Raw genomic sequence first — 12,155 nt, 5'->3', positions numbered from 1 at the left:
ATTTTAAATCAATTTCCTGTAAAACACTTTAATATGTCAACAAAATACATATTTCTTAATTATTATTTTCATCCATATTTTTAGAATCTAAAAATAGATATGACCTCCTTCCGGAATAATCAATAAAGGAATCTGTAAATCCTGAGCTTGTCTGGCTGCATGGCTACCGGCAATAAGCCTTCTTATAAAACCTTTTTGTTGATGTCCCATAACCAGCATATCTATATTTTTATCTTTTAAAATATTCAATCCTGTATCAATACTGTCGCTTTCAATATAGTTATAACAGATTTTTCCCTCAAGATCTTTAAAAAAAGTATCTTTCTTCTGCTGATAGGAGATATTTTCTATGAGATCAACAGCGGTGTCTGTAATATGGGTAATAAGAAGCTCAGCATTGAAATAGTCCGCAAATTTGATGAGTGCATGTGATATTTTTATATCCTGTACATTCAGATCTGTTGCAAATGCAATTTTTTTCAGATCTTTATACTGATATCCTGATGGGATGAGAAGTAGCGGATATTCCGTATGTTCAATCATTTTGATACTGTTACTTCCCAGAAGGAATCGTGCAAGATTACTCGCTCCCTTCATTCCCATTACCACCAGTAATGTTCTGTTTCTCGCCGCTGTGTCGTTAAGCAGTCGGATCGGATCTCCTGTTTCACATGTATAATAGATAGAAGGATGAAAAGGAAAAGCATCCTCACCCCAGATTTTTTTTTCTTCGGATTCAATGTTTTTAACTTCTTTCTTTAGTTCGTCCTCATATTCTTTCTTTAATACAGGATATTCATACAAGGTCCATGCGGTCTGTCCGAACATTGGTTCCTCAATAGGAATATTGAAGGCGTGACATAGTTCTAGATTACTTTTTAATGCATGTGCCAGATGAAGAGCATATTCTGCGGCAGTTCTGGCGGGCTCCGAAAAATCAGTGGGTACTACAATTGTTCTCATTATTTCAGTTATTTAAATTGAAGTTTACTTTCCAAAATAGGATCAAGATTATAAATGTCATTATAAAACACAAGCTGTCCATTTTTTATACGGCAGGTAAGGTATGTGATCATGATTGGAACGGGCTGCCTTAAAACGAAATCTTTTCTTTCATAACGATCCATCAAAGATTTCATAAGTGGAATTTCATTTGCAGCACCATCATATTTCAGCAGCTCACCAGCCAGCTCGCCAGCCTTTTCTACACGGATGCAACCATGGCTTAAAGCCCGTTGGCTTTTGCCAAATAATTGTTTCTGAGAGGTATCGTGAAGATACACTCCATAGGAATTTGAAAACCTGAAAACGACTGCTCCGAGTGCATTATCACAGCCTGAAGACTGCCTTATACTATATTGATATGGATTGTTATAAACTTGTTTCAAATTCGATGATGTAACAGGTATTGCTTTTCCTGATCTGTTATACAGTGAATAATGATGTTCTTCCAGATACTGACTGTTCTTTACTATTTTAGGAAGCATCTCTTTTATGAATATATTTTGAGGAACTTTCCAATCAGGGCCTGTTGTAAAATAATCAACTGTACTTTTTAAAACAGGACTAGGAGTAGAAGGCTTTCCTACAATCACATTATACGTGAGTATCTTATCTTTTTGAACAAAATCCAGAGAATAAGAAGGAATATTTACCAACAGATAGACATCTCTACCAACATCCATCCAGCGTAAACGCTCCATATTAATGGCTATCTTTTTAATTTCTGATTCCTGGTTGGAGACACTATTACCTTTAAAGATCATATTCAGGTAATTCTGAAGATCAATATATTCCTTAATTTTAGGTTCAACATCAAGAACTGCTTTTGACAAATCACCTTTCTTAACTGCCTGATACAATATCTCTCCAGCTTGAAAGCCCTCTATATCATCATTACTATCAATAAAAGACGAACTAAAAAAAGGATTGTATTTTCCAAAATGCAGATCGTTGATAAAGGTAATTAGTGCATCTGTCATTAAAATATCCGTTACTGCATTGTCCTTAGTATTTGTCTGTTCAGGTTGATTTCTTAAAGTATTCAGTCTTTCACTAGTAAGATTCTCCTGATGGTAGTCTTTTGCCGACAATCCCTTCTTACCTGCATCCTTAAGTAAAAGAATCGCGTCCTGAAGCAGGTCTTGTTTTATAGTTGAATGAATCCACACATATTCAAACTGGTGCTGTTTATAAAACTGATTAACAGATTTTGGAAAGTTCAATTCTGAAAGTTCAGTTTTATTACTCAATACAAGTTCTATTTGATTTACAGAGCTGACATCTTGTCCAGAGAAAAATGTAATACCGAAAATGACCGCTATCCAATTCAATAAATTTTTCATAATCCCGAATTTAATCATGTAAAATTCCAAATTCAAAACATTATGAATAATGACCCTTATCACATAAAAAAATGATATTGCCCTTTACTGCATCTTTCTTTTATAAATGTGATCATAAGTTGTCTTTGAAAGATCAGCTTAAAAACCGAAACATTAGTTTCACTATGATGAACATCATTTTTCAGAATGACTGCCATCATTCCTTTTACAGTAAGTCTTTCTGAACTTTGAGGCATAAAATTAACTACAAATGAAAACAAATGAACAATTACAACAGGATGTTCAGGAAGCCATCAAATGGGAACCTATGCTGCATCCGGCAGAAATAGGAGTTACTGCATCAGATGGTGTTGTCTCATTAACAGGTACTGTTGATAGTATCGTGAAAAAAAAACAGGCTGAGAATGCAGCCAGAAATGTAAGCGGAGTAAAAGTACTGGTCGAAAACATCCAGGTAAAACTTCCGGATTCAAAAGTAAAAACTGATATCGAAATTGGCGCTGAAATCATCAGTGCTTTTACTTCCAATGTTATTATTCCCCAGGATAAGATAAAGGTTAAGGTAGAAAACGGATGGGTAGATCTGGATGGTGAGCTTCCCTGGGATTATCAGAGAGAGATTACTGAAAATGCAATACAATTCCTCCCTGGAATAAAAGGTATCTTTAATAATATCACCATCAATCCTGATACTAAAGATGTTGTCAGCAAGAAAAAAGTAGAGGAAGCATTGAAAAGAAGTGCTGTTGATGAAAGAGAAATAACGGTCTCTGTATCTGGTACAACAGTAACCCTGACAGGAACTGTCCATTCATGGCAGCAAAAGGAAGAAGCAGGCCGGATTGCCTGGAAAACGCCTGGTATTAAACATTTAAAAAACAAACTGGAAGTCGATTATGAATACAATGTATAAGTAAACGATTCCGGTTATCAGAAATTAAACATAATATTGTGAAATCTTTTCTTACAAAAAGCTCTGCTCTTGCAGGCAATATTGCCTCCTTTTCTGCTCGGTTTTTCAGAGAGATGGTGAAACCCGGTTTTGAATATAAAGAGTTTACCAGACAATGTTTTGTTGTGGGATATCAGTCATTGCCTCTGGTAACCGTAACCGCTTTTATCATGGGGCTGGTACTTACCATTCAATCCCGTCCGGCGATGTCAAAATTTGGGGCTGAATCCTGGATACCTGGGATGGTTTCACTTTCATTAATAAGAGAAATTGCCCCGGTTATTACTGCTTTAATCTGTGCAGGAAGAGTATCCTCCGGAATAGGTGCCGAGCTTGGCTCAATGAAGGTTACCGAACAGATTGATGCCATGGAGGTTTCTGCCATTAATCCTTACCGCTATCTTGTGGTAACAAGAACTCTCGCCACAACATTAATGATACCCATCTTAGTTGTTTTTGCAGATTTGGTAGGAATCATAGGAGGTTTTATAGGGATCAATATTCACGGAGATAATAGTATCAGCCATTATTTTTCCCATGTTTTTGACTCTCTGGAATATGCCGATCTTCTTCCCGCAACCCTAAAAACATTTTTTTTCGGTTTTTTTATCGGAATTATCGGCTGTTATCATGGGTTTACTGCTGAAGGAGGAACAAAAAGTGTAGGAAAAGCGGCCAACACAGCCGTAGTTTCAGCTTCCCTGATGATCTTTATTATTGATCTGATAGCAGTACAGATTGCGGATTTATTTTTTGAACTGTAATGGAAACATATGAAAAAATGAATGCTGAATTTATCATGCCTGTAGCTAACGGGCCTCTTATCGAGTTTAAAAATGTATATAAATCCTATGGTAATAATAAGGTTTTGGACGGGATAAGTTTTCAGGTAAAAAAAGGAGAAAATCTGGTGATACTAGGTAGATCAGGTTCAGGAAAGTCCGTTACGGTAAAATGCCTTGTAGGTCTTACCAAAATTGATGAAGGAGACATCTATATTGACGGAAAAGCCATAACCAATCTTAATGAAGAAGAGCTTAACAAGGTGAGGAAAAAAATTGGTTTTCTGTTTCAAAACGGAGCTTTATATGATTCTATGACAGTGAGACAAAATTTAGCATTCACTTTACAGCATCATAATAAAAAACTAAGTGAAGAAGAGATAAATAAGGCTATTACTGAAGCATTATACAATGTTGGGCTTGAAGAAGCGATTGATAAAATGCCTTCAGAGCTTTCAGGAGGGATGCGAAAAAGAATAGGCCTTGCAAGAGCTCTGATTATAAAGCCTGAAATTATGATCTATGACGAACCTACCGGAGGATTGGATACAATTACTGCCAAAGAAATTATAGAGCTTATCTGCAGTATTAAGCAAAAGTTTAATACAACCTCTATTATCATCACCCATGATCTCCTATGTGCAAAGTATACCAGTGACCGGATTATTGTACTGAAAGATGGGAAAGTCAATATTGAAGGAACCTATCAATTGCTTGAGCACAGTAAAGACGCTTGGGTAAAGTCATTTTTTGAAAAATAAAGAGAACACGTCATGAAAAATGAATCATCAAACAATCTGAAATTAGGAGTCTTCGTTATAGCTGGAATTATTCTTTTTACATTGACCATTTATTTTATTGGCCTTAACAGAAATATATTCGGTACAAACTTTATTTTGCGTTCAGAATTCGAAAATGTAAGCGGATTAAAACAAGGCAGCAATGTACGCCTTTCAGGAATTAACATCGGAACTGTCAGTAAAATAGACTTTATTTCTGATTCATTGGTAATGGTAAAAATGAGCATCAAAAAGAATGTTCAGCGATATATCAAAACAGATGCGGTGGCAAGCATCGCTTCAGACGGTTTGGTTGGTGATAAAGTACTAGTTATTTCTCCGGGAACAGGTTCTTCCAAAGTGGTTGGTAATAACGCAGTAATTGCTTCATATAAAACTACAGAAATTGAAGATGTACTTTTCAGTATCAAGAAAAGTGCAGACAATATCCAGACCGTTACCACCGGCTTGGTTGATTTCACAGCCAAAATGAATAATAAGGATGGTTTATTGGTAAAAGTAATGACCAGTAAAGATTTTGCCAATCGGATAGATAAAACAGTACAAAATATTCAGACGAGCGTGAATGATTTCGCATCATTTACTCCTACCCTTCGCAACAAAGATGGAATCATTAATAAAATATTTACTGATAAAAATTGGAGCGATAATGTAGAAAGCAGTGTTCTTGACTTAAAAAACAGCTCAAGGCAGATCAGTATTTTTGCCGAAAATCTCAATGATAAAAACAATATACTTTCCAAAATCACTACAAACGATACTTTGGCTGCTTCATTGGAAAAAACACTGGATAATCTGGAGAAATCTTCTGATGATCTAAAAAAATTCACCTCAAAAATCAACAATGAAGAAAACGTTGTTTCCAAATTGGTTGATAACCCCAGATTAGGCAGATCAGTAGATTCCACAATTAATAATATCGGTAAAGGAGTCGATGAACTCAGAGAATTGGAGGCGGCAGCAAGAAATAATTTCTTATTAAAAGGATATTTCAGAAAAAAAGCGGCAAATAAATAAAAGCCTACCCAGTGAAAATTTAAACCCACACGTACTTAATCCTGTAATTAATATAGAGATTTTGCTTACACAACTCCACATCAGATATTCAACAATAATTAATTATTACTTCAAATTATTAATCTTTACAACAAAATAATTCATTAGATAATGAAAATTCATTATTTTAGTAGTAAACTTAAAAACTAAAACCAACGCAAATGTGTAAAATTTTTATTGTTGATGATGACATTTTTTTTGGAGAAATGCTAAAATATCATCTCCAGCTAAATCCTGATTATGAAGTTCTGTTATTCAACAATGCAAAGGACTGCCTTTCCAATCTTTATCTTAATCCAGATATCATTTGTATTGATTTTGGGCTACCAGACATTCAGGGCGATGAACTTTTTATACAGATTAAAAACATATATCCTGATCTCCCGATTATTGTTATCAGTGGACAGGAAAATATTGAAGTTGCCATCAATTTTCTAAAGCTGGGAGCCAAGGATTATATTGTAAAGAATGACCATACAAAAGAACTTTTGTGGAATTCTATCATGAGATTGAAAGAAAACATCAGTTTAAAACAAGAGGTCGAAGATCTTAAAGACGAGCTCGAAAAAAAATATACGTTTGAAAAAACAATCATTGGACAAAGCCATCCCATAAAAAGTATATTTTCTAAAATTAATAAAGCACTTACTTCCAATATCAATGTTTCCATTACCGGAGAAACCGGCACCGGAAAAGAAGTTGTTGCGAAGGCCATCCATTATAATTCATCAAGAAAGAACAAGCCTTTTATCGCTGTCAATATGGCTGCGATTCCTAAAGAACTTGTAGAAAGTGAGTTTTTTGGTCACGAAAAAGGAGCTTTTACAGGTGCAACAGAAAGAGCCAGCGGAAAATTTGAACAGGCCAATGAAGGAACTATTTTTTTAGATGAAATTGCAGAACTTGATCTTAACATTCAAAGCAAACTTCTTCGTGCCTTACAGGAACGAGAGATCACAAGAGTAGGTGGAAAACAGAAAATTGAACTGAACGTAAGGATCATCACAGCTACACATAAGAATCTGGCACAAGAAGTTAAAAAAGGAAATTTTCGTGAGGATCTCTATTACCGGATTATTGGCCTTCCCATTGAACTTCCTCCTTTACGTGAAAGAGATCAGGATGTTTTGATTTTGGCCAAACACTTTATAGATCTTTTCGCAAAGGAAAATAAGAGCAAACCTTTAAGCTTATCTTCAGATGCAAGGAAGAAGCTTCTGGATTATCATTTCCCGGGAAATGTAAGAGAGCTAAAATCCGTTGTTGATTTGGCCTGTGTGATGTGTGACCATCACGAAATTACAGCAGAAGACATCAATTTCTACAATCTGGAAAAAGACTCAGAATCTTTTCTCAATGAACAAAAAACGCTAAAACAATATACCACCGATATTATTTTGCATTTTCTAAAAAAAAATAATAATGATGTCATTAAAACTGCAAAATTATTAGATATAGGCAAATCAACTATATATAATCTTATTAATAACCTTGAAATCGAAAATAACTAGATGAAAGTTGCTAAATTACTTTTTACGGACGGAGAATTCAAATATGAAAGAAATGATGAAAAGCTTAACTATCATGAAGCTCAAATCATTATAGGATATGGAGCCAGAAGTATTATTGAAGAGGATAACTTTTATCTTCTTTTAAAGGAAAAGTTTCCCAATGCAGAGATAGCCCTGTCTTCTTCTTCGGGAGAAATTTTCTGTAATGAAGTCTATGATGATACGGTAGCTTTAACCATAATCAGCTTTTCAACAGCTTACATAAAAACATCACAGATTGATATTGAAGACTTTTCATGCAGCTATGATGCAGGAAAAAAATTAATTGAAAACCTTCCTTCTCAGGATCTTAAATGGGTTTTTATTTTGTCCGATGGCAGTAAGGTTAATGGCAGTCAATTGGTTCGCGGACTTAATGCCAGCCGCCCCGAGGAAGTTTTGATTTCTGGTGGGCTGGCCGGGGATGGAGATAAATTTGAAAAAACTGTAGTTGGACTCAATCAGGTTCCTGAACCCAATAAGATTCTGGCCATTGGATTTTATGGCGCAAACCTGGAATTATCTCATTCTTCAATTGGGGGCTGGGAAAGCTTTGGGCTTGAAAGAGTGGTGACCAAGTCACATGATAATGTTCTTTATGAAATTGATAATAAAAATGCATTAGATCTTTATAAAAAATATTTGGGGAAATACGCCGAAGACCTTCCCGCCTCTGCTCTTCTTTTTCCATTGTCTCTTACAATGCACCAAGATTCTTTATCAGTAGTGAGAACAATTCTTTCCATTAAAGATAACACGATGATTTTTGCCGGAGATTTGCCGGAAGGAAGTAAAGTAAGGTTTATGAAAGCCAACATGGACAGACTTATTGATGCAGCCAATGATGCAGCCAATCAATGTCTTAAAATGAATATACATACTCCTAAACTGGGAATTATTATAAGCTGTGTAGGAAGAAAAATAGTATTGGGAGACAGAGTCTATGAAGAAGTGGACATCGTACGTGATGTTTTTAAATCAAGTACTATACTAACCGGATTTTACTCCTACGGAGAGTTATCTCCTTTAAGCCCGTTCGGCAACTGTGCTCTGCACAATCAGACTATTACCATCACCACAGTTAATGAAATTGAATAGCTATGGAAACCAAATTTCACAATTTACTCGAGAGACAGATCAATAAATATCTTACGGAAGATTGCAAAAATCATCCGCAATTTAAAAATTTCATTCATGCAGTTAATGAATCTTACAAATCCTTTGAAAGAGATAAAGAGCTGATGGACTATGCTTTCAAACAAAGTGAAGAAGAATATCAGGAGCTATATCAAAGTCTTAAAAATGAAAATACACTCAAACATGAGTCTATCAGTAACCTCTATGAATCATTAAAAATTATTGATTCTGATATTGAAATAAAAAAATCAGAAGATCTTAAAGAACTTTCACTGTATCTCTCTGAACAGCTTAGAAAAAGAAAAAGAGCAGAAGATTATATCAAGCAGCAAGAGGAAAAATACCGGAATATTATTGCAAATATGAACTTAGGACTCATTGAAGTAGATAATGATGAAATTATTCGCTATGCTAACCAATGCTTTTGTAATGTGTCAGGGTTTGAACTGGATGAAGTAATGGGTAAAAATCCAAGTACACTCTTTTTGTACGGAGAAAATAACGTCCGGTTTTTACAAGAACAGATAGAACTGAGAAAAAAGGGAATTTCCAGTGTATATCAACTTCCTGTAAGAAACAAGAGAGGAGAAATAAGATGGTGGGCTGTAAGCGGTGCTCCTAATTATGATGATCAGGGAAATCTGTTAGGCTCCATTGGAATCCACCTTGATATTACTGACCAAAAAAAATTGGAAGAAGAGTTAAAACTTGAAAAAGCAAAAGCACTGGAAGCATCCAAGGCTAAAGAGGTTTTTCTTGCCAATATGAGCCATGAAATCCGAACACCCCTTAACGGTATCATTGGTTTTCTGAGAGAACTCAAAAGAAGCAACCTTGCTGATGAACCGAAACAATTTGTAGAAAACAGCTATAACGCTTCACAGCACTTATTATCCATTATTAATAACATACTCGATATTTCTAAAATTGAATCCGGAGAAATGTCTTTGGAAATTAAAAGCTTTTCTTTAAAAGACAGTATTCAAAAAGTCACTTCCGTTCTCAAGCCAAAAGCAGAAGAAAAAAAGCTTAAACTTATTACAGATTTCTCTTCAGATATTTTCCCGGTTTTAAAAGGAGATTCTTTAAGACTTGAACAGGTGCTCTATAATATCATTGGTAATTCTTTGAAATTCACCAACGAAGGGTATATCAAAGTTGAAGCTAATGTGCTGAAAAGTTTTTTAAACCAACAGACCATTTCGATCAGCATTGCGGATACCGGTATTGGAATGAGTGAAGAATATGTACGCAATATATTCAAAAAATTTAATCAGGAAGACAGTTCAATTTCAAGAAAGTATGGAGGTACAGGTCTGGGAATGTCTATTACCCGGGAACTTGTTCACCTTATGAAAGGAGAAATTAATGTAAAAAGCGAAAAAAACTCAGGAACATGTATTACAATAGTTCTGATTTTAGACAAGGGTGATGAAAAAGCTTTAAAAGAAAGTAGCTGGAAAAATCAAAATATTTCTATTGCGGGTACAAAAGTGCTCCTGGTAGAAGATAATCCGCTCAATCAGCTGGTTGCAGAAAGATCTCTGAAACATTTTGAATGTTTCGTTGTCAAAGCTGAAAATGGTAAAATAGCATTAGAAATATTAAGCAAGGAACAATTTGACATTATTCTGATGGATTTACAAATGCCAGAATTGGATGGTATTGAAACAACTAAAATACTGCGAAACGAACTTGGGATTAAAGTCCCTGTGATAGCACTAAGTGCTAATGCTTTTAAAACAGAAATAGACACCTGTATTAATGCAGGAATGAATGACTATATCACAAAACCCTTTAATGAAGAAAATTTACTCAAAGTAATTTACAAGTACGTTAAAATCCCTGAAAATACTATAAAGACAGTGCCGGAGGCAGGCGAAAATTTCTACAACCTTAAAAACATACAGATACTCAGCAGAGGAGATAAAGATTTTATGCGGAAAATGCTGTCAATATTTACTGGACAGACTGAAACAACAATTCCATTAATTCAAAAGGCGTTTGATGAGAAAAACTATGCTGAAATTGCAAAGCTGATCCATAAAATCAAACCAAGTATACAAGCTATAGGAATCACTTCTATTGAAAGTGAAGTAAAGCAGCTTGAACTAATTACTATGGAACAAAATAAAGAATTGCCTGATTTATATTCCTTGTTCGAGAAAATAAAACAGACCCTTGAAATTGTGGTCACTCAATTGAAAGATGAAATAAACCAATCTATTTAATCCAAAATCTAGACATCATTCCATATTATGGAAAAAAACACAAATGTAAACAACTAACAAACAACCACTTAACAAAAGGCATGGAAGTAGAAATAGTGTTTTTAAATTAAACAAAATGGAAACAAATAATCAAAATTTAAAACTCTTTATTGTGGATGATGACAGTTTTTGTTCAAATGTTTATCAGCAGTATCTGAAAAACCATCATTATGAAGACATTACCTCTTTTAACTGCGGCGAAGATTGTCTGGACGAACTTTATCAGAAACCGGACATTATTTTTCTGGACCATAATATGGAAGACCTGAATGGATTTGAAGTTCTAAAAAAAATAAAACGTTTTGATCCTAATATTTACGTCATCATGGTTTCCGGGCAGGAAAATATAGATACAGCAGTAAATGCACTTAAATATGGAGCATTTGATTATTTAACGAAAAATATAAATGTCTGTGAGAAAATGGTAAAAACGATAGAAAAAATTTTAAAAATTAAAGAAGAAATGTCTCAAGGCAAACTTAAAGGTTTTCGCAAATTTTTTTCAATGATATTCTAATAATCTATGGTAAAAAAACTCATCATATCAGTTATTTTTCTCTTTCTTCTCAGCTCTTGTAAGACCTATAATGTTCTGGAAGAAGAGCAGGCATCGAGAAATATGCAGGATTTCAGTTTTGATCCGGATTATGAATACAAAATCCGAAAAGATGATAAAATTACGCTTTCTGTATGGGGCCAGGATGATCTAAGTGTAGGTTCTGTATATGGAATTTATAATTCTAACGAGGTTTATGGCAAATGGCTTCTGGTTGATAAACATGGAAATATTGAAATTCCCAGACTGGGAACCACCTTTGTTGTTGGAAAATCGGTTCCTGAATTGAAAGAAGAAATTAAAACCAAGCTAAAAAAATGGCTGGTAAACCCCGTGATTGATGTCAAAGTCCTGAATAAAGAAATAACGGTAATGGGGGAAGTAAGAAATCCAGCTGTTATCCAGGTAGATAAAGATCAGAATACATTACTGGAATTGGTTTCAAAAGCAGGAGGTTTTGAAATGTACGCCAATCTCAGGTTAATAAAAATTTTAAGACAGGAGGGCGAAAATGTGAGGATTACCAATATTGATCTTAGTAAAATGAAAGATGTTCCCAATCAGAATATTATACTTCATCCGGGAGACTATGTAATTGTACCCTCTAAGAAAAGTAAAGATTTTGATAAACGAATCTCCACAATTATTCCATTTGCAACCGTAACCTCTGCTGCTGCAATTTTAATAGGTCTGTTATAAAACTTACA

At 34.7% G+C, this 12,155-nt stretch carries 11 protein-coding genes; 9 read left to right on the top strand and 2 right to left on the bottom strand.

The window, feature by feature from the left end; all coding sequences use genetic code 11:
- Positions 1 to 87 precede the first annotated feature (87 nt).
- Both DEU39_RS03725 and DEU39_RS03720 read right to left on the bottom strand, forming a co-directional pair.
- The gene (locus DEU39_RS03725; protein ID WP_120230982.1) at positions 88 to 963 is read right to left on the bottom strand and encodes a universal stress protein; all 876 of its coding nucleotides are present in this window, start codon (positions 961 to 963) and stop codon (positions 88 to 90) included.
- A gap of 8 nt (positions 964 to 971) precedes the next feature.
- The gene (locus DEU39_RS03720; RefSeq protein ID WP_228436622.1) at positions 972 to 2,345 is read right to left on the bottom strand and encodes a L,D-transpeptidase family protein; all 1,374 of its coding nucleotides are present in this window, start codon (positions 2,343 to 2,345) and stop codon (positions 972 to 974) included.
- A 250-nt stretch (positions 2,346 to 2,595) separates the two neighbouring features.
- Here DEU39_RS03720 and DEU39_RS03715 point away from each other — a divergent pair, with 250 nt between their 5' ends.
- The 9 genes from DEU39_RS03715 to DEU39_RS03675 all read left to right on the top strand — a co-directional run bounded on the left by DEU39_RS03715 (position 2,596) and on the right by DEU39_RS03675 (position 12,147).
- Positions 2,596 to 3,258, top strand: coding sequence for a BON domain-containing protein (locus tag DEU39_RS03715; RefSeq protein WP_062669955.1), 663 nt, complete (start codon positions 2,596 to 2,598; stop codon positions 3,256 to 3,258).
- Between the two features lie 38 nt (positions 3,259 to 3,296).
- On the top strand, positions 3,297 to 4,061 hold the full coding sequence (locus tag DEU39_RS03710) for an MlaE family ABC transporter permease (protein WP_120230980.1): 765 nt from the start codon (positions 3,297 to 3,299) through the stop codon (positions 4,059 to 4,061).
- A gap of 17 nt (positions 4,062 to 4,078) precedes the next feature.
- Complete coding sequence (locus tag DEU39_RS03705) at positions 4,079 to 4,840, top strand: ABC transporter ATP-binding protein (protein ID WP_228436620.1); 762 nt, start codon at positions 4,079 to 4,081, stop codon at positions 4,838 to 4,840.
- Positions 4,841 to 4,852: 12 nt separating this feature from the next.
- Complete coding sequence (locus tag DEU39_RS03700) at positions 4,853 to 5,896, top strand: MlaD family protein (RefSeq protein ID WP_120230978.1); 1,044 nt, start codon at positions 4,853 to 4,855, stop codon at positions 5,894 to 5,896.
- 200 nt (positions 5,897 to 6,096) lie between these two features.
- Positions 6,097 to 7,446, top strand: a complete 1,350-nt coding sequence (locus tag DEU39_RS03695; RefSeq protein WP_120230977.1) for a sigma-54-dependent transcriptional regulator — start codon at positions 6,097 to 6,099, stop codon at positions 7,444 to 7,446.
- Positions 7,447 to 8,583, top strand: coding sequence for an FIST signal transduction protein (locus DEU39_RS03690; protein ID WP_120230976.1), 1,137 nt, complete (start codon positions 7,447 to 7,449; stop codon positions 8,581 to 8,583).
- 2 nt (positions 8,584 to 8,585) lie between these two features.
- On the top strand, positions 8,586 to 10,853 hold the full coding sequence (locus DEU39_RS03685) for a PAS domain-containing hybrid sensor histidine kinase/response regulator (RefSeq protein WP_120230975.1): 2,268 nt from the start codon (positions 8,586 to 8,588) through the stop codon (positions 10,851 to 10,853).
- Positions 10,854 to 10,968: 115 nt separating this feature from the next.
- A complete protein-coding gene (locus DEU39_RS03680; protein ID WP_120230974.1) occupies positions 10,969 to 11,409 on the top strand; it encodes a response regulator in 441 nt (146 codons plus the stop codon).
- Positions 11,410 to 11,415: 6 nt separating this feature from the next.
- Positions 11,416 to 12,147, top strand: a complete 732-nt coding sequence (locus tag DEU39_RS03675; RefSeq protein ID WP_062669970.1) for a polysaccharide biosynthesis/export family protein — start codon at positions 11,416 to 11,418, stop codon at positions 12,145 to 12,147.
- Positions 12,148 to 12,155: the final 8 nt, after the last annotated feature.

Origin of the sequence: Chryseobacterium sp. AG363, assembly GCF_003610675.1 — a bacterium.
Lineage (GTDB): Bacteria > Bacteroidota > Bacteroidia > Flavobacteriales > Weeksellaceae > Chryseobacterium > Chryseobacterium cucumeris.
Note: the sequence above shows the minus strand (reverse complement) of the source record. Positions and strands in the feature narration are given on the sequence as shown.